Source organism: Streptomyces sp. NPDC005483 (assembly GCF_040606035.1).
Classification (GTDB): Bacteria; Actinomycetota; Actinomycetes; order Streptomycetales; family Streptomycetaceae; genus Streptomyces.
Map to the genome: position 1 here is coordinate 191,439 of NZ_JBEXEA010000010.1, position 17,652 is coordinate 209,090.

Sequence of the window (17,652 nt, forward strand, 5' to 3'; positions counted from 1 at the left end):
CGACGCCCCCGTTGTGCTGCTGGTGCACGGCTGGGGCGGTGACGGACGCGAGTGGTCACCGCACGCCGAGACACTGGCCGACCGGTTCCGGATCGTCGTGCCGGACCTGCGCGGCCACGGACGGTCCGAGGTGCCCGACGAAGGCAACACCCCGACAGAGATGGCCTCGGACCTGGCCACGATGATCGAAGAACTGGGCACCGGTCCTGTGACCGTCGTCGGCCACTCCATGGGCGGACAGGTGGCGAATCTGCTCGCCGTCCACCATCCGCACACCGTGAGATCGGTGGTCGCCCTCGACCCTGCCCACGGCGCCCACGGCGCCGAGGTGAAGCAGATCCCGACACGGCTGGCCGAGTATCGCGAGCGCGGCGCCCGCGCGGCGGCCTCCTTCGTCGCCGGGGCCTTCTCCCTCCAGGCGCCGCCCGGCCTGCGGACGGCGCACGTGCGCACGATGCTCGGCACGCCCGACCACGTGATCGCCCAGTCCTACGCCGGCATGTACACCGATACGGACGCGGTCGGTGTCCGCCCGCAGAGCGAGGCCTACCTGCGCCGGCGTCTGCAACCCGCGCTGGCGGTCTGGACGTCGGCGGAGGCCGCGAGATGGGAACGCAGCACCTTGCACACGCCCGGGTCCCGTGTCGACCACTGGCCCGACAGCGGACACTATCTGCACGAGGAACACCCGCGGCGCACGGTCCGACTGATCGAGGACTGCGTGGCGAGCGTGGCGGGACACTGAACCTGTCCGGCCAGAGAATACGGTCACGCGCCGCAGGCGACCGGTCCGCTGCACGTTCCGAACAGCGGGTCCCTCGCGAATCCTCCGGAAGATCCGCGCAGACGGAGCGCGTGAACCCGCCGAGGCGCCCAGTCCGCGCCCCATCACCTGGCCGCGCGCAGGTGCCTTCCTGCTGTCAGTCGCGTCGGCCGCGGAGGTCCGCAGTCCCCTTTCGGCGGCTCGCCGCGAAGATGGTCCAGCCCTGCTGTCCATCGGCTCCGACGCCCTGCGCGCCGAGATCGGCGTCGCCGATCACGCTCGAAGTGGTCCCGGTTGTGCTGGTTGGGCGCTGGGGCCGGTGAGCGGCCAGGTGGCCCGCAGGCTGCGCGCCGTGCTTTGGCGGAGCGGGTCGGTTCTCGCCGCGGCAGGCGGGTGGGAAGGCGCGGAGGTCCGTCTGCGGGTGGTGGCCGCCTCCTGGAACGGCGTCGGCTGGTGGTGCGTCCAATCAGGGAAGACCTCGGCTTCGCCTGGGTCCGACCCATGAAACCTGTACCGACCCGTTGCGCCCTCTTGACCGCACCACGCGCACGATTTTTGCAGGAGTACGGCTGCTGACTGCCGCCGATGGCGGGGGAGAATCGCCGAGCCTGTGTCCGCCGAGAAGTCCTGAGCCTCGGGAATGACCTCGTAAATCAGCGTGACCTGCGGTGACGTGCCGTGGATTCTTGGGTGCAAGAGCGGGGTTTCTGCGCCGACTTCGCCATGCGTGACTTCGGTGGCGCTCGCGCCGACGGCAGCACGGCCTTCCGCGCCGAGGACAGCTCGCGGCAGTGGCCGCGGGTGCCACGACCGTGATCGCCGTCGACAGTCGCCTCGGGGTCGCCAAGAGTGTCGGCGCCAGTGTGCCCTTCGTTCTCGAGGGCGATGCCGTGCCGCACGTACTGATTCCGCAGCTGATCGCCCCCGCGCGTGCAGGAGGGCGGACGGGAGGGGCGGTGTCGTACGTCTTGCAAGAGGAAACCGAGCGGTTTACAGTGACCGTGTGCGAGGATTGTTGAACGATCCTCCGGTCGACCATGCGTCACCCATGGTGCACCCATGTGTCGCGTATTTCGCTTGGACTGTGAAAGGACCGATGTGAGCAGGAACGAGATGAGCGTGCCCCGCGCCGTCCAAGAGGCGGTGCACGCCTGCGCAGTCCGGGCGACGCAGGGCTCGGCGGCCTTGGCCCGCGCTTCGGACGTGGAGATCGACACCGCGCTGCGGGCCATGGCGGAGCGGCTGGACACGGCACGCGACCTGCTGACAGCGGCGAACCAGGACGACCTGCGGTCGGCCGCCTCGAGCGGGATGTCGGCGGCACTGCAGGATCGCCTGCGGCTGACCGGCCCACGGCTCGAGGACATGGCCGCGGCGCTGCGTACGCTGGCGGATGTGCCGCACGAGCCGCGGGACACCGTCCTCGAAGAGCGTCCCGACGGCCTGGTCCTGCTGGAGCGCCGCCGCCCGGTGGGGGTCATCGGCGCGAACTTCGAGGCGCGTCCGAATGTGACACTCGACGTCGCCTCCCAGTTCCTCAAGTCCCGCAACGCCGGTGTGCTGCGCACCGGTTCGGCTGCCCTGCGCTCCTCCCAGGCCCTGGTCACTCACGTGATCACGCCCGCGCTCACCGACGCGGGCCTGAACCCGGACGCCATCCAGCTGGTGCCGAGCGAGGACCGAGCGGCGGCATACGCGCTGGTGTCGCTGCCGGAGACGGTCCCCCTGGTCATCCTGCGCGGCAGCGGAGACAGCACCCGGGAACTCGGCCTCGAAGCCGCCCGTCACGGCGTGCGCACGCTGGCCCACGCGGACGGCGGCGGAGTGCTGTATGTGGCCCCGGACGCCGACGAGAAGCTGGTGCACGAGCTGGTGACCAGCAGCCTGGACCGGCTGGGCGTCTGCAACCGGCTCAATCTGCTCCTCATCGACCGGGCCGTCCACGACACGCTGCTGCCGGGCATCGTGAAGACCCTCGAAGACCTGGGCATCGCGGCATCACTGCCGCCGCACACCCACGCGCGCGGTTACGAGTGGTCCCTGGACTCCGAGCGTGCGGCCACGGTGACGATCGACGAGGCGGACGGTCCGATCCAAGCCGCACGGATCGCCAACGAGGAGACCTCCGGACTGGCCGCTGCCATCGCCACCCACGACTCGGACACCGCCGCCCGGTTCATGGACGCCTACGGTGGCTCAGGCGTCTTCTGGAACTCCACCACACGCCTCCTCGACGGCTTCAAGCTCCTGCGCCTGCCAGAAACCGGCATCAACCTCGACCGCGTCCCCGGCCCCCGCGGCCCTGTCACCTACCGCGACCTGTATCTGCGCCAGTACGTCGTGCGACCCGCGGCGTCCATGCATCGTTGAGCCGAAACCGCATCCAGGTGCGGGTCCCGCGAGACGTGGGACGCCGCACCGGCAACCTGCCCCCCAAGTGCTATTGCCGATGCCCGCGACGCGTCCTCTGCATGTTCGTGCCGGCACACACGGCGGCCGGTGACCGGGTGGAACGGCACTCGGGGTCGCGCATGATTGGTCGACGCGGCGCGTGAACGTGGGGGCGGTCCCAGCAACAGCCGGGACCGCCCCCACGTTCACGACCGGGCTGAGACCGCTGCCGGGTCGAGGTGAGCGCGGAACCACGACAGCGCGGCACCGCTGGATTCCTCGAAGTGCACCTTGTAGGCGTCGAAGTGCCCACCGGGCAGCAGCACCAGCTCCTTCGGGGCGAGTGCCCGCTCGAAGGCGGTCAGCTGGATGTCGGCCGGGACCACCGTCTCGCCGGTCTCGACGATCATCATGAGCGGCTTGGGCGAGACCCGGGCGATCCACCCGCCCGGCTCGTACAGCCGCGCGGCCCGGCTGGAGCGCCTCGTCACCGTGTTGTTCCAGCGACCAGGCGGAACCACGTCACGGTAGAAGCGCACTGCGTCCGGGCTGCTGTACAGGGCCGGGTCGGTGGGATCGTCGCCGATGGAGGTCTGGTACCGCAGCTCACCGCCGGCGGCCAGGGCGCGTTCGTCCTCGGCCTGGGCGAGTTCGAAGGCGGCGATGCGCTCCGGCGGGACCTTGCGCTGCCACTGCTCGAATCCGCTGATGGTGGGCACCTGCGACACGACGGCCTTGATCCGCACGTCGGTCGCGCCGAGCACGATCGCATGACCGCCCGCGAAGCTCGAGCCCCACACCCCGATGCGGTCCGCGTCGACCTCCGGCCGGGCCTCCAGGAAGCTGATCGCGCGGCGCCAGTCCGCGATCTGACGCCACGGCTCGACGTCGTTGCGGGGCTCGCCGTCGCTCGCGCCGAACGTGCGGTGATCGTGGACGAGGACCACGAAACCGGCGTCCGCGAACTTGCGCGCGTACGGGTCGAGACCCATCTCCCGGTTGGCGCCGAATCCGTGCGCCATCGTGATCGCGGGGCGCGGGCCCTCGGCGTCCGGCAGGTAGAGCCAGCCGCGCAGGGTCACATCCCCGTCCGCCGTGAACTCCACGTCGATGCGTTCTGTCATGGTCATTCGCCTTCCGTGAAGTTGAAGTACTCGGCGGGGATGAGGCCGGCCTCGATGAGGGGACCCCCGACCTTCGCGTTGATCTGCACCACGGCGCCGAAGGGGCGGTGGTGGATGGCGATCTCCGTGATGAGCCCTTCGTCATCACGCGTGAGGATCGTGATCCCCTTCATCTGGAAACCGCCGAACGCGGCGGCCTCCCACTCCAGATACGTCCGCGGGCCGTCCTGCGCCTTCCGGACGAACTCGAGCCGCTCGTACACGGAGCTCACCGCGGTCATGAGGGCTTCGACGTGTTCCTTGCGCTCGACCGGCTTGGCGAGCGCGCTCGCCTCCATCCGCACGTTCGGCGAGAGCGCCGCCGCGAAGGAGTCCTGGGTGCGCTGCTCGAAGGCACTCGTCCAGGCTTTGGCCGGGCGGTCGTCGGCGGAGGCCGACGCCTCGACGAGCGCGCCGATGAGATCGGCGACCGCCGCCGGGTTCTCGGCGTGCGCCCAGTGGCCCGCGTCCGCGATCGTCTGGGTGGTGGCGCCGGGGAAGCGGGGCGCGACGTACGCGGCGACGATCTCTTCCGTGACGAAGGGGTCGTTCTCGCCGCGCAGGACAGTGACGCTGCCGTGGAACTTGCTGGGCTGCTGCCCGTCCGGGTGGCCGTTGTTCCACGCCGTCGCCGTGTCGGCGATCGTCGACGGGTCGACGTGCAGCGCCACTTGGGCGAGCCGGTCGTTCTCCTCGGCCGGGAACGCGGTGGCGAGCGAGCCGCGGAAGGCGCGCTGCGCTTCGAGTCCGAGGTCCGGTGCCTGGAAGGGGGCGATCTGCTCCGGGGGCAGGTGAGTGCCCGCGAGCGGGATCGGATTGACCAGGACGAGCGAGCGCACCTGGTCGTCCAGGCGGGCGGCGACGAGTTCGGCGATCTGGCTGCCCATGCTGTGGCCGACGAGTACGACGGGGCCCTCCGTCGTGCGCACGACGGTTTCGAGGTCGTCGGCCCAGCGGGCGAGCGTGAACGGCCCTTGATCCGAGGCGCGCGTACCCATACCGGCGAGCTCGAACGCGATCGAGGGAATCGACCGCTCGTCGAGGACGGTGCGGACGCTGTTCCAGATGGCGCCGTCGTCCAGATATCCGTGGACGAGCACCGCGGTCGGCGCCTTCGTCGCTGGGCTGTTCATCTCGTGTCTCCTTTGACGATCGCTCTGTTGCGGCGACGAATCGGAGCCGGTGGCTCTCGAGATTCTCGGCCGACGCGAGCTCTATGACGTAAGCATAGGGTCTATGCTTGCGTCAATGTCATCGCTCTGTGATCGACGGAACGAGGGCCGGCCCTCCCTCCGGCTCCCCCCGCGTTCCGGCCGGAGTGGGAGCGACCACCAGAGAATCCGAGGAGTCCACCAATGACGTCGAACGCCTTGACCTACGCCGTTCACATCGCGGACGGCATGCCGACCACCAACGCGGACGTGCCGCCCGATCAGAGCGAGCGCTCCTGGTCACCGACGTCGAGCATCCTCATCTCGAACGGGGGAGAGGCGCTGCTGGTGGATCCGCTCTTCACGATCGCCCAGTCAAAGGGCCTGCTGCGGTGGCTCAGCGAGCGGGACGCTGCGGTGACGAGCGTGTACGTCACCCACGGCCACGGGGACCACTGGTTCGGCCTCGGAGCCGTTCTGCAGCAGTACCCCGCAGCGCGCGCCTTCGCGCTGCCCGAGGTCGTCGAGGACATGGCCTACCAGTCCTCGCCCGAGGTCCTCAAGGCCGTCTGGCACGCCTGGTTCCCCGAGCAGATCCCTGAGCGACTCGTGCTCGCCGAACCGCTGGAGGACGAGGTCCTGACGGTGGGCGGGGCGGAGGTCCGCCCGGTCCGCCTGGGACACACCGACAGCGACAACACCACCTGCCTGCACGTTCCGGACCTGGGGCTGATCGTCGCCGGCGACGTGATCTACAACAACGTGCACCTCATGCTCGCGGCGTCGGACGCGGACGGGCGGGACGAGTGGCTGAGGGCTCTCGACACGGTCGAGGCGCTGGCGCCGACCGCGATCGTCGCGGGGCACAAGGATCAGACCGCCGACGACGATCCCCGTCACATCGAGGAGACCCGCCGCTACATCCTCGATTTCAACACCGGGGTACGTCGCACCGGCAGCACCCTCGAGCTCTACGAGTACATGCTGGAGCGTCACCCGTCGCGCATCAATCCCGGTGCGCTGTGGGGCTCCTGCCGGGCGGCGAAAGGCTGAGCAGTCGGCGCATCGGCCGGGCGGCCCGCGGCGCGCTACGCGCGCGCGGCCGCCCGACGCTGCCGCGAGGCCCGAAGGTTCACGGCGTTACCGCAGATGCGCACGTCATGCCAGGCGCCGTTGTTGGGGTTCGTGCCGTCATAGAAGGCAACCGAGCAGACCCGGTTACGGCACATCTTCAAACGACGCCACGTACCCGTCAGTTGGGCGTTCGTGATCTCGTTGAGCACGGCCGCGACGACCCACCCGACGTCCTTGCCGCGCGGCGCCACCGAGAAGACGCCGTCGGCGTCGATCCGCACCTCGAGCGCGCCGCTCACCCCCTTCGGCGCGGACCGGACAGGAGCGTCGCGCACCGCACCCGACACCGTCATCTGCAGCGACGCGCGTAGCTGCTGAAGCCGCACCAGCCCCGGTTCGTCGACCTCGATCATCGGCGCCTGCGCCCCGGTACGCCGACTCCACTCGGCCAGCGCGCCGGAGAGCCACGACGTGGCGGATTCCGGCGTCGAGAGCAGGTCCTCGAGCGCGGGCTTGCCGGCGGCGCGGGTGTTCAAGACCTCCTGGACGAGGACGAGCGGTCCGGTGGCGATGCGGTCGGTGTAGCGTTCGCTCGCGAGTTCAGACATAGGCATAGCTTATTAGCTCCAGTCTTCCTTGGCGAGGAGGCCGCGGGGTGCTGGGTGTCCAGGACCGTGTCGCACAGGGCTTCGAGCGAGGGCTCTGGCCGGGCGAGTGCCCGGCACAGGCTGCGGTTGCCTTCGTCGAGGTCGTGATGGCGGCTTTCGATGAGACCGTCGGTGAACAGGGCCAGCACGCTGTTTTCGGGCACCGTGAACTCCGCCGCCTCGAAGGGCAGGCTTCCCAGGCCGAGGGGCGGGCCGGCCGGCAGGTCCACGACCTGCGCCGTTGCGTCCGGGCCGACCAGGATCGGGGGCGGGTGGCCGGCGCGGGCCAGCGAGCAGGTGCGGGAGACGGGGTCGTAGACGGCGTACAGGCAGGTGGCGCCGATGTCTCCCGGGATCTGTGATGCCGAGGTGTCGTCGGCGTCATCGACGTCTTGGGGGAGCCCGGAGTGGGTCACGATGTCGTCGAGGTGGGTGAGGAGCTCGTCGGGCGCCAGGTCGATGTCGGCGAGGGTGCGCACCGCTGTGCGCAGGCGGCCCATGGTGGCCGAGGCGTTGATGCCGTGCCCCACGACGTCTCCGACGACGAGTCCGACGCGCGCGCCCGGGAGCGGGATCACGTCGAACCAGTCGCCGCCCACCCCGGCGTTGCCGCCTGCGGGCACATAACGGGATGCCGTCTCCACAGCAGGGTGGAGGGTGGGCCTCCCGGGCAGAAGAGAGCGCTGGAGCGCCAGTGCGATGCCGCGTTCGTGGGTGAAGCGACGGGCGTTGTCCAGGCAGACGGCGACCTTGGCCACCAGGTCCTCGATGACGGTCCGGTCGTCGGGGCCGAAAGGGTCGGGAGAGGCCGCGTGCCGGAGGAAGAGGGCGGCTCCGAGGATCACGCCGTGGGCCCGGACGGGTACCGCGAGCAGGGAGTGCGTTCCGAAGGCGCGGGCGTACGCCTCCTGGGCGGGGTCCTCGGCAAGCCAGCGCATGATGTCGGGGTCCTGCATGTGGCCCAGCACCGTACGGCCGGTGATCTGGCAGCGGACGATGGGAGACGACTGTGGAGGGGTGTGGATCGCGCCGACGCCAGGGGCGGTGTCGGGCGGGAGAGGGCGGGTGCCGCCCTGCGCCGCTCGTCGCAACGAGACGGGTGCCGGGGCACCGGGGCCGGGCAGCGCACCACGGAAGACGTCCTCCAGCAGGTCGACGCTGACGAAGTCGGCGAAGTGGGACACAGCCACGGTCACGTCGACGAGTTCCTGGGCGGTTCCCGCCACGTCCAGGCTGGCGCCGATGCGGGTCCTGGCCTCGCTGAGCAGGGCCATGCGTTCGCGGCTGTGGTGCTGCTCGGAGTAGTCGTTGGCCACCATGCCCACCGCGTGCACCCGGCCGTGCGCGTCCTTGAGAGGGAAGACGTCCACGGCCCAGGCGTGTGCCCTGGGTTCACGTGGGAGTGCAACGAACAGCTCGGTGTATTCCGGCTCGCCGGTATCGCCGACCCTGAGGATCCTGCGCTCCGCCTCCTCGAACGCGGATCCCGGGAGGTATTCGGTCAGACGTCGGCCGCGGACTTCGCTCTGGACGTAGCCCACCGCCCACCGTGTGGCCTCGTTGGCCCACAGCAGCCGCCCGTCACGGTCGTGGATCGTAAGGGACGGGGATTGCTGTTCCAGCATCCACCACATGAGGTCTTGCAGCCTCCCCGTCCCTGGCGACGGAACGGTCGTCACGAGGAAGTACTGCTGCTGTGTGGCGCCGACCAACGGGCTCAGGTGGGCCCTGGTGTCCAACAGGCTGCCATCGCGATGCCGCAGCGTGGCACCGTCTGCGGAGAGCAGATCGTCCAACGGCCGGCCGATGATCTCCGCAGGGGGGTATCCGAGGAGCTCCTGGGCTTCACGACTCCAATAGGCCACACGCGAGGCCCCGTCCGTCACCGCTATGGTCACGGATTCGACAGGGTGGGCCTTGTCCGGTTGCCGTGCGCGTCGGCTGGGCGGCCCGCCGGTGCGATGCATGGCGCACCTGGCCCTTCTGCCTTGTGCGGAGGCACTGTCCACGATCGTACGGGGAGCGGCGGACGGCAAGACGAGACGGGGGCGTCGGCCGGGCGGTTCAGCCGTGCGGTCCCGTGCCCCGCAGAAACGTGTCGACGACGAGCGTGGCCAATGCGTCCGCGTTCTGCCGGACCTGGTCCGGGTCGAGATCCGCGCCGCCTCCGTGCTGGGCCTCGTCGACGAGGGCGTAGTAGACCCGTCGCGCCCACATGAGGTCCGTGTCCGGGGCGAGGAGCCCTTCGCGCTGGGCCCGGGCGAAGAACTCCAGGACGCCGGCGTTGATCTCGGACCAGATCACCTCGGTGAGGGGGGTGTCGGCGAGGGGGTGGCCGAGGGTGAACCGCCAGACGCTCTTGGTCCGCAGTACGTTCGCCGTGCCGCGGTGCAGTGCCACGAGCGGTGGGGCGGTGTCCATGTGGGCGTCTTCCACAGCCTCCATGAGCTGACGCTTCGCCGAGGCGGCGAGTGCTTCGATGAGGGCCTGGCGGTTGGCGAACCGCCGGTGCACCGTCGTTCTGGCCACTCCCGCCTGCTCGGCGATCTGCTCCATGGACGCGCCGGGGTCTTCGGCGAGCACCTGCTCGGCCGCCTCCAGAATCGCGCGCACGCTGCGTGCGGCATCGGCCCGTAGGGGTCGACCCATGACTTCTCCACTCCCGTTGTTGATTCGTGATGCACCGAAGACCCTATGCCCGACCTGCGGATTTACGTTGATTCGCATCACTGGTGTTGCAGGGAAATGCAAAATCGCGACATCAGTGATGCTGTTAATCAAATGAACTGCTACGTTCCTGTTTTAGATCACGGGTGAACCGGAGGAACGGCACAGTGGAGATAGAGCTGCGGATCAACGGTTCCGCCCAGAGGCTGGACGTCGCGCCGCAGGTGAGCCTGCTCGACGCGCTGCGCGAGTACCTGGGCCTGACCGGCACCAAAAAGGGCTGCGACCAGGGCGCGTGCGGCGCCTGCACGGTGCTGGTGGACGGCCGGCGGATCAACTCCTGCCTCGCGCTGGCGGTGCAGTACCAGGGCCGGGAGATCACGACCATCGAAGGGGTCGACCACCCGCTGCAGGAGGCGTTCGTCCGCACCGACGGATTCCAGTGCGGCTACTGCACGCCGGGCCAGATCTGCTCGGCGATCGGCATGCTGGCCGAACACAAGGAGGGCGCGCCCAGTGCGGCGACCGAGCATCTCGCCGCTACCGGCGGGGAGTTGGACGAGGCGGAGATCCGGGAGCGGATGAGCGGCAACCTGTGCCGCTGCGGCGCCTACAACGGCATCGTCTCGGCGATCAAGGAGGTCGCGAAGTGAAGTCGTTCTCCTACCTCAGCGCACCGGACACGGTCACGGCGCTGCGTACGATCGCCGACGGCGAGGGCGTGAAGTTCCTCGCGGGCGGGACGAACTTGGTCGACCTCATGCGTGAGGGCATCGAAGAGCCGGCGACGGTCGTGGACATCACCCGCCTGCCGCTGACCGGGATCGAGGAACTGCCCGACGGCACCCTCCGCGTCGGCGCCCTGGTGACCAACAGCCGCCTCGCCGCGGACCCCCTGGTCAGGACTCGCTATCCGGTGCTGGCCAAGGCGATCCTGCTGGGGGCGTCCGCGCAGTTGCGGAACATGGCGACGGTGGGCGGCAATCTTCTGCAGCGCACCCGCTGCATGTATTTCTATGACGAGGCCTCCGCCTGCAACAAGCGTGTGCCCGGCAGCGGCTGTGACGCGATCGGCGGGTTCTCCCGCGGCAGCGCGGTGCTGGGGGCCAGCGAGCACTGCGTGGCGACGCATCCCTCGGACATGGCGGTGGCGCTGGTGCTGCTCGACGCGGTCGTCGAGGTCGAAAGCGTGCGCGGCGTGCGCCGTATCCCGGTCGCCGACTTCCACACGTTGCCCGGCGACACCCCCCACATCGAGACGGTGCTCGCCGCCGACGAGCTGATCACGGCGATCGAGCTGCCCCCGGTGCCGGTCGCGGCGCACTCGCTCTACCGCAAGGTCCGCGACCGTGCGTCCTACGCCTTCGCCCTCGTCTCCGTCGCTGCCGCGCTCAAGGTCGGCGCCGACGGCCGCATTGCCGAGGTCCGCCTCGCACTCGGCGGCGTCGCGACCAAGCCGTGGCGGGCACGCATCGCGGAAGAGCTGCTGCTCGGCGCCGAAGCCACTGACGAAAGTTTCGCCATGGCTGCCGCCGCCGAACTCGCCCCCGCCCTGCCCCTGCCCGACAACGCCTTCAAGATCGACCTGGCCCAGCGGACGGTCGTTGCCGTGCTGCGGAAACTCAACGCCGAGCGGAGCGCATCGTGACCACACGCACTTGGACAGGCTCCGAGCCCGGCACAGGCGCTTCTGTGCCCGTCGGGGGAGCGGTCGGACGGCCGGTGGACCGCCGGGACGGCCACGCGAAGGTGACCGGGGCGGTGCGGTTCTCCGCCGAGCACCACTACCCGAACCTCACGTACGCGACGCTGGTGCATGCCACCGTCGCCCGGGGCACGATCACCGGCATCGACACGGCCGCGGCGGCCGCGGTGCCCGGCGTGGTCGCGGTCATCACCCACCTCAACGCGCCGAGGATCCGCCCCGAACGCAAAGCCAACATCGTGCTGAACCTCGGACCGGACGTGTCGGGCACCAGCCTCGACTACCTCAACACCGATCAGGTCTTCTGGGACGGCCAGCCGATCGCCGTCGTGGTTGCCGAGACCTCTGCCGCGGCGAACGAGGCCGCCCCGCTCGTCGAAGTGACCTACGACCCGCTGCCCGCGCGGGTGGACTTCGCCGCCGAGCAGCACAACGCCACCCCGGCGAAGGGCGACCTCACCTTCGCCGGCCACACAAAGAAGGGCGACGCCGAGGCGGCGCTGGCCACCGCGGAGGTGTCGGTCGATCTGCGCTACACCACGCCCGGCCTGCAGCACAACGCGATTGAGCCGCACGCGACGGTCGCCGTCTGGGACGGTGACCATCTCACCGTGCACGACACCACGCAGGCGACGGACCAGAGCCGCCGCTACCTGGCCGGGCGGTTCGGTGTGCCGGTGTCCCACGTCCGCGTCCGTGCCGAGTTCCTGGGGGGCGGCTTCGGAGGCAAGTTCGCCGTCTGGCCCGGCACGGTCATCGCGGCCATGGCGGCCAAGGCTGTCGGACGGCCTGTGCGCCTGGCACTGAGCCGCACGGCCGTCAACCGCGCCACCGGCGGGCGCACCGCATCGACCAACCGGATCGCGCTCGGTGCGACCCGCGACGGCCGGCTCACCTCACTGATCCAGGACAGCATCACCCGCACCGGCTCGGCCGGCGGCCTGCTCGAGGCGACCAGCTCGCCCGCCCGGCACCTCTACGGCGCCCAGAACATGCTGACCCGGCAGAACCTCGTCTCCATGGACCTGATGCCCAACACCTGGCTGCGCGCCCCCGGCGAGGCGATCGGCAGCTTCGTGCTGGAATCAGCGATGGACGAACTCGCCTACGAGCTGTCCATGGACCCGATCGCCCTGCGGCTGCGCAACGAGCCCGCGACGGATCCGACGCGCGGCAAGAAGTTCTCCCAGCGCATGCAGCGTGAAGCCTTCGAGAGGGGCGCGGAACGCTTCGGCTGGGCGGACCGCGACCCCGAACCCCGCTCGATGCGGGACGGCGAGTGGCTCGTCGGGATGGGCATGGCCACCGCTTTCCACCCGACCCTGCGCCTGGTCGCCGACGTCAAGGTACGGCTGAGCGACGACGGCAGCGCGCTCGTGCAATGCGGTTTCCACGAGATGGGCATGGGCGCCGCGACCGTACAGGCACAGATCGCCGCCGACGCCCTCGGCATCGCCTACGAGAAGGTCCGGGTGGAGTACGGCGATTCGGCCCTGCCGTCCGGCCCGATGGCCGGCAACTCCAACCAGACGGCGACGGTGGCCACCAGCCTCCTCGCCGCCTGCGCCGAGCTGACCCGCAAGGTGACCGCTCTGGCCCAGCGAACGGGCACGACCGGCCAGGAACCGGCGGCCGCCCTGCGCGCAGCGGGGCGACCGTTCCTCGAGGCCTCGGTCGGGTCGGACACCCGGCGGGGTCTGCTGGGCGCTCAGGGCCGCTTCCTCACCAACTTCCTGAAGGACCAGCGCTGGTCCAAGGCCGCCCGCGGCGCGCAGTTCTGCGAGGTGCGGGTGAACGCCGACACCGGCGAACTGCGGATCTCGCGCTGGCTCGGCATGTTCGACGTCGGCCGCATCATCAACCCCAAGACCACGGCCAGCCAGCTCCGCGGGGCCGTGATCATGGGCATCGGCATGGCGCTGTCGGAGCAGAGCCTGGTCGACCCGCGCAACGGGCGCACCATGAGCGCCGGGCTCGACTCCTACTACGTGCCGGTGCACGCCGACATCCCCCCGATCGATGTCGCCTGGCTCGACGAACCGGACAAGACCATGCCCCTTGGAATCATCGGGCTGGGCGAGGTCGGCACGACCGGCGTGGCGGCCGCGATCGCGAACGCCGTCTACCACGCGACCGGCAAGCGGATCCGGGACCTGCCGATCACGCTGGACAAGCTGCTCTGAGACGACGGTCCATCTGCGGACGACGACAAGAAAGAAACTCCCGTGTTGGACATCGCGGATGAGCTGAACCGGTGGCTCGAGGAGGGGCGGGACTTCGCCGTGGCCACCGTCGTGGCCGTCAGCGGCAGCGCGCCGCGAGGGCCGGGTGCCGCGCTCGCCGTCGACGCTGACGGCACGGCCATCGGCTCGGTCTCCGGCGGCTGTGTCGAAGGCGCGGTCTACGACCTGTGCGCCCAGGCGCTCGCCGACGGCCAGGCGGTGCGCGAGCGGTTCGGCTACAGCGACGAGGACGCCTTCGCCGTAGGGCTGACCTGCGGCGGGGTGCTCGACATCCTGGTCACCCCCGTGGCCGCCGACGGACCGGGCAGGAAGGCGTTCCAGGTGGCGCTGTCGGCCGCCGTCCGAGGGGAGGCGGCGGCGCTCGCCCGCGTGGTCCGCGGCCCGGCAGAGTTCCTCGGGCGGGCGCTGGCAGTCCGCCAGGACGGCTCGTACGAAGGTGGACTGGGCGGACGTCCCGACCTGGACCGCACCGTCGCCGACGAATCCCGCTCCCTGCTGAACGCCGGCCGCACCGGCACCTTGGACATCGCGCAGGACGGCTCCCACTGCGAGGCGGAGTTGACCGTGCTCGTCGAGTCGAGCGTGCCGCCACCGCACATGCTCGTCTTCGGCGCCATCGACTTCGCCGCCGCCCTGGTGCGCATGGGCAAGTTCCTCGGCTACCACGTCACCGTGTGCGACGCCCGGCCCGTCTTCGCCACCCGGACGCGCTTTCCCGAGGCCGATGACATCGAGGTCGACTGGCCGCACCGATACCTGCAGCGCACCCCGACCGACGACCGCACCGTGGTCTGCGTCCTCACCCACGACGCCAAGTTCGACGTACCCCTCCTCGAAACGGCCCTGCGGCTGCCGGCCGCCTACATCGGCGCGATGGGCTCCCGCCGCACCCACGAGGACCGCGACCGCAGACTCCGCGAAACCGGCCTCACCGAAGCCGAACTGACCCGGCTGCACTCACCCATCGGCCTCGATCTCGGCGCCCGCACACCCGAGGAGACGGCCCTGTCCATCGCGGCCGAGATCGTCGCCGCCCGCCAAGGCGGAACAGGCCTGCCCCTGAGCAGTTCGCAGACACCGATCCACCACGACACCGATGGGCGCCGGTCAGGGCGGTCGACGCGAGTGGCCGCGTGACGCGACTGCGAGCCGGCGGTCAGGCGCCGAAGCGGCGACGGGCGGCCTCGATGTGACCGAAGTACTGGTGGGTCCAGCCGCACATTGCGTCGACCGTTGCCCGCAGGGCTTGACCCGGCTCGGTGAGGGTGTATTCGACCCGCGGTGGGACGGTGGGGTGCACGGTGCGGTCGACCAGGCCGTTGCGCTCCAGCATGCGCAGATTCTGGGTGAGCATCTTGTGACTGATGCCCTCGACCTCGTTCCGCAACTCGCTGAAGCGCAGGGTGCGATCACCGAGACCTTCGATGATGAGGAACGCCCACTTGTTGGCGACGTCGGAGAAGATCTCCCGCGCCAGGGAGCCCGCACGCGCCAGATCCGCATCCTCGGGCGAGCCCGTGAGCTGCGTGGTAACCATAGGGTTCTCCAGTCACTGAAAAGTGCGTTCTTCCACGTCAGCGTCCACTCTCCTACGGTTACTGAGTAACCACAAGAGAGTTGCGTCTTGGCCGGCACGGACGGCCCACAGGCGCTCAGGACGAGGAGACAGGCACCATGGCCATCACCTTTGTGAACCCCGGCGGATTGCCCGAGATCGATGTCTATCGGCAGGTGTCGATCGCATCCGGGTCAAGGCTGGTCTTCATCGCCGGGCAGGTCGCCTGGGACACCGAGGGAAACACGATCGGCGAAGGCGACCTGGCCGCCCAGGTCGAGCAGAGCTATCTCAACGTCGGCACCGCCCTGGCCGAGGTCGGTGGCTCCTTCGACGACGTGGCGAAGCTGACCTTCTACGTGGTCGACTGGACCCCCGACAAGATGCCCCTGCTCCTGGAAGGCATCTCCCGGGCCGCCGCGAAGCTGGGAGTCACCCCGGCCCCGCCGGCCACGCTGATAGGCGTTGCGGCACTGGACATCCCGGACCATCTGGTCGAGATCGAAGCCACCGCGGTCCTCGACTGAAGGGGAGGCCGGTGAGGTGCCGCGCGTATGTCCCGGAGGACGTTCTCGAGCGGGACGCGGGCCAGCTCGTGCCTCAGGTTCTCCTCGAGGCCATCGCCGGGTGGATGCGGTAACTCACCACGCATCCCTGGTCCGGGGTGGTGCGGTGCCCGCGAACAGCGGACCGGGTTTCCACTGACCCGCACACGGCGAGCAGGGTCATCGACTCCAGCCCACGTGCTAGCGACCAGCCCGAACCCACACCCCGTCGGGACTTTACGAGCCCGTCGCGACCTGCTCTCCTACGTCAGCCGACCGCGTGGCCGGCCTGGCGGTGACCCAGGGCAGGAGCCAAGCCGGCGTCGCTGCCCAGGGCACGGTCCATGCTCTGGCCGAGCCTGTCACGCGACGCGCGGCCTGCGAGCGCTTGAGCGCTCGAGGGCACGTGAAGCCGTCCGCGGACTGGCGAACGCCCAGGGGCCGCCTGGCCGGTCGGTCTCGGCGGCGGCCTTGTTCGGCATTGGTGTGGGCGAACCGGCCCGCACCGCCACGCGATCTCCGGGCTCACACGTCAACGGCCGTACCGCGCCTGTGGCCTGGCCGAGGTACCACCCGCACAGGAGGGGGCGATGCACTCGGCACCCGGAGCCCGCATATGGTCGCCGCGAGGTGTTGGCGCGGAGTGTGGGCGACGCCGGGCTGATCGGTGTGCGCTCCGCGGTGTCCGCGTGCACGCCGGTCAGTGCGCCGTCCTGGTGCGCGCCTGCTCGACGCCGAGCAGTGCAAGGACGTTGTCGATGCCCTGATCGAGGACGTCATCGGCGAGCTGCTGGTCGGCGAGGGCCCGCGCGAGTTGGAGCGTTCCGGCCATCATGGCGTACGCGCTGAGGGCCCTGGTGCGGACCGAGAGCGGGTCATCCGGCGCCAGGCGGGCGGCGATGCCGTCGGCGACCACGAGTACGCCGTCGGTGTACGCCTGCTTGGTCGGGTGCGTGCAGCGCCCTATCTCGTCGAGCAGGGCGGCGGAGGGGCAGCCGATGTCGCGGCTGTCACGGTGCCAGGGGGACAGGTACCAGCGCACGATCTGTTCGAGGCCCGCGCGGCCAGGTTCCGCGTGCGCGACGATGGTCGCGTTCTGGGCCTGCAGCTGGTCGGCGATCGTGGTGGCCACCAGGTCGTCCTTGGACGTGAAGTGGGTATAGAAGGCGCCGTTGGTCAGCCCGGCGTCCCTCATGAGCGCCGCGATACCCGAGCCGTCGATGCCGTCCTCCTTGAAGCGGCGGCCGGCCGTCTCGATGATCCTCTGCCTGGTGGCCTGCTTGTGCTCTTTCCTGTATCGCACCGCAACTCCTCTACGTGCCGGGTGGGCCACTCGCCCTCCAGCGACTCCTTCAATGTATTGTATTGTGAACGTAATTCAATAATCCTGGATTCCGCCGCTCTCGCGGTCAGGGTCGGGCTGTCGCCCTCGGTCCGCGCAGGCTGGACTCCCTGCGCGGTCTGTATGCGGTTGCGCGTCACGGGCGCGGGCCTCCGCTCCTCAGGGGGAGCCCCTTGCGAGCCCGGCGTGCCCGTGCATAGTATTACGAACATAATTTAATCGCCTCGCGACTCGGCGAGGTGGGTTCCGAAGTGATCGGAGCGAGCCGGAAGCCACCTGGTCACCCCTGCAGTCGGCACTCCTTCGGCTCGATGCCATGAGTGACATGCAGGTCACCCACGTGCTCGAGCGATCCGAGCGGATCGTCAACCTGATCCACAATCCCGGCTCGCCGCATCTAGCGCCG

The 17,652-nt window shown here is 69.8% G+C and carries 15 protein-coding genes and 1 pseudogene; 8 read left to right on the forward strand and 8 right to left on the reverse strand.

All coding sequences use genetic code 11. The features are described from left to right. The first annotated feature begins 13 nt into the window (after positions 1–13). Positions 14–745 (forward strand): alpha/beta hydrolase, encoded by a 732-nt coding sequence (locus ABZT06_RS21095; RefSeq protein ID WP_355743081.1) that lies wholly within the window; start codon positions 14–16, stop codon positions 743–745. 1,116 nt (positions 746–1,861) lie between these two features. Next, a complete protein-coding gene (locus ABZT06_RS21100) occupies positions 1,862–3,133 on the forward strand; it encodes an aldehyde dehydrogenase family protein (RefSeq protein ID WP_355742731.1) in 1,272 nt (423 codons plus the stop codon). Between the two features lie 227 nt (positions 3,134–3,360). Here the strand turns inward: ABZT06_RS21100 and ABZT06_RS21105 are convergent, their stop codons facing one another. Next, on the reverse strand, positions 3,361–4,278 hold the full coding sequence (locus ABZT06_RS21105; protein WP_355742734.1) for an alpha/beta fold hydrolase: 918 nt from the start codon (positions 4,276–4,278) through the stop codon (positions 3,361–3,363). Between the two features lie 2 nt (positions 4,279–4,280). Beyond that, complete coding sequence (locus ABZT06_RS21110) at positions 4,281–5,450, reverse strand: alpha/beta hydrolase (RefSeq protein ID WP_355742737.1); 1,170 nt, start codon at positions 5,448–5,450, stop codon at positions 4,281–4,283. A 222-nt stretch (positions 5,451–5,672) separates the two neighbouring features. On the opposite strand from ABZT06_RS21110, the gene ABZT06_RS21115 reads away from it, so the two are divergent. Further along, on the forward strand, positions 5,673–6,521 hold the full coding sequence (locus ABZT06_RS21115; protein WP_355742740.1) for an MBL fold metallo-hydrolase: 849 nt from the start codon (positions 5,673–5,675) through the stop codon (positions 6,519–6,521). Between the two features lie 35 nt (positions 6,522–6,556). Here the strand turns inward: ABZT06_RS21115 and ABZT06_RS21120 are convergent, their stop codons facing one another. The 3 genes from ABZT06_RS21120 to ABZT06_RS21130 all read right to left on the reverse strand — a co-directional run bounded on the left by ABZT06_RS21120 (position 6,557) and on the right by ABZT06_RS21130 (position 9,838). After that, positions 6,557–7,150 (reverse strand): CGNR zinc finger domain-containing protein, encoded by a 594-nt coding sequence (locus tag ABZT06_RS21120; RefSeq protein WP_355742743.1) that lies wholly within the window; start codon positions 7,148–7,150, stop codon positions 6,557–6,559. Further along, complete coding sequence (locus ABZT06_RS21125; RefSeq protein ID WP_355742746.1) at positions 7,075–9,087, reverse strand: SpoIIE family protein phosphatase; 2,013 nt, start codon at positions 9,085–9,087, stop codon at positions 7,075–7,077. Before ABZT06_RS21125 ends, ABZT06_RS21120 begins: the two co-directional genes overlap by 76 nt. Before the next feature lie 166 nt (positions 9,088–9,253). Beyond that, the gene (locus tag ABZT06_RS21130; protein WP_355742749.1) at positions 9,254–9,838 is read right to left on the reverse strand and encodes a TetR/AcrR family transcriptional regulator; all 585 of its coding nucleotides are present in this window, start codon (positions 9,836–9,838) and stop codon (positions 9,254–9,256) included. Positions 9,839–10,023: 185 nt separating this feature from the next. Here ABZT06_RS21130 and ABZT06_RS21135 point away from each other — a divergent pair, with 185 nt between their 5' ends. From ABZT06_RS21135 to ABZT06_RS21150, 4 genes are read left to right on the forward strand one after another with little or no spacing between them, the layout of a single operon-like run. Further along, complete coding sequence (locus tag ABZT06_RS21135; RefSeq protein ID WP_355742752.1) at positions 10,024–10,509, forward strand: 2Fe-2S iron-sulfur cluster-binding protein; 486 nt, start codon at positions 10,024–10,026, stop codon at positions 10,507–10,509. Next, the gene (locus ABZT06_RS21140) at positions 10,506–11,504 is read left to right on the forward strand and encodes a xanthine dehydrogenase family protein subunit M (protein WP_355742755.1); all 999 of its coding nucleotides are present in this window, start codon (positions 10,506–10,508) and stop codon (positions 11,502–11,504) included. The genes ABZT06_RS21135 and ABZT06_RS21140 overlap by 4 nt, the downstream gene beginning before the upstream one ends. Further along, positions 11,501–13,744 carry a xanthine dehydrogenase family protein molybdopterin-binding subunit gene (locus ABZT06_RS21145; protein ID WP_355742757.1) on the forward strand — a complete coding sequence of 748 codons (2,244 nt, stop codon included), beginning with the start codon at positions 11,501–11,503 and terminating at the stop codon, positions 13,742–13,744. The genes ABZT06_RS21140 and ABZT06_RS21145 overlap by 4 nt, the downstream gene beginning before the upstream one ends. A 42-nt stretch (positions 13,745–13,786) precedes the next feature. Beyond that, entirely contained in the window at positions 13,787–14,941 is a 1,155-nt protein-coding gene (locus ABZT06_RS21150) for an XdhC/CoxI family protein (protein ID WP_355742760.1), read from the forward strand. Between the two features lie 19 nt (positions 14,942–14,960). On the opposite strand, the gene ABZT06_RS21155 is transcribed toward ABZT06_RS21150, so the two are convergent. After that, complete coding sequence (locus ABZT06_RS21155) at positions 14,961–15,341, reverse strand: helix-turn-helix domain-containing protein (RefSeq protein WP_355742763.1); 381 nt, start codon at positions 15,339–15,341, stop codon at positions 14,961–14,963. Between the two features lie 137 nt (positions 15,342–15,478). Between ABZT06_RS21155 and ABZT06_RS21160 the strand changes: the two genes are divergently transcribed. Then, the gene (locus tag ABZT06_RS21160; RefSeq protein WP_355742766.1) at positions 15,479–15,886 is read left to right on the forward strand and encodes a RidA family protein; all 408 of its coding nucleotides are present in this window, start codon (positions 15,479–15,481) and stop codon (positions 15,884–15,886) included. Between the two features lie 14 nt (positions 15,887–15,900). On the opposite strand, the pseudogene ABZT06_RS21165 reads toward ABZT06_RS21160, so the two are convergent. Then, positions 15,901–16,157, reverse strand: a pseudogene (locus ABZT06_RS21165) (Rrf2 family transcriptional regulator); the annotation flags it as partial. Between the two features lie 447 nt (positions 16,158–16,604). Then, positions 16,605–17,207 carry a TetR/AcrR family transcriptional regulator gene (locus ABZT06_RS21170; protein WP_355742769.1) on the reverse strand — a complete coding sequence of 201 codons (603 nt, stop codon included), beginning with the start codon at positions 17,205–17,207 and terminating at the stop codon, positions 16,605–16,607. Positions 17,208–17,652: the final 445 nt, after the last annotated feature.

What these genes read in the sequence shown, in the direction of transcription:
- ABZT06_RS21105 (WP_355742734.1), bottom strand. Translation starts at nt 4,278, where the DNA reads ATGACAGAACGCATCGACGTGGAGTTCACGGCGGACGGGGATGTGACC.
- ABZT06_RS21110 (WP_355742737.1), bottom strand. Translation starts at nt 5,450, where the DNA reads ATGAACAGCCCAGCGACGAAGGCGCCGACCGCGGTGCTCGTCCACGGA.
- ABZT06_RS21115 (WP_355742740.1), top strand. Translation starts at nt 5,673, where the DNA reads ATGACGTCGAACGCCTTGACCTACGCCGTTCACATCGCGGACGGCATG.
- ABZT06_RS21120 (WP_355742743.1), bottom strand. Translation starts at nt 7,150, where the DNA reads ATGTCTGAACTCGCGAGCGAACGCTACACCGACCGCATCGCCACCGGA.
- ABZT06_RS21130 (WP_355742749.1), bottom strand. Translation starts at nt 9,838, where the DNA reads ATGGGTCGACCCCTACGGGCCGATGCCGCACGCAGCGTGCGCGCGATT.
- ABZT06_RS21155 (WP_355742763.1), bottom strand. Translation starts at nt 15,341, where the DNA reads ATGGTTACCACGCAGCTCACGGGCTCGCCCGAGGATGCGGATCTGGCG.
- ABZT06_RS21160 (WP_355742766.1), top strand. Translation starts at nt 15,479, where the DNA reads ATGGCCATCACCTTTGTGAACCCCGGCGGATTGCCCGAGATCGATGTC.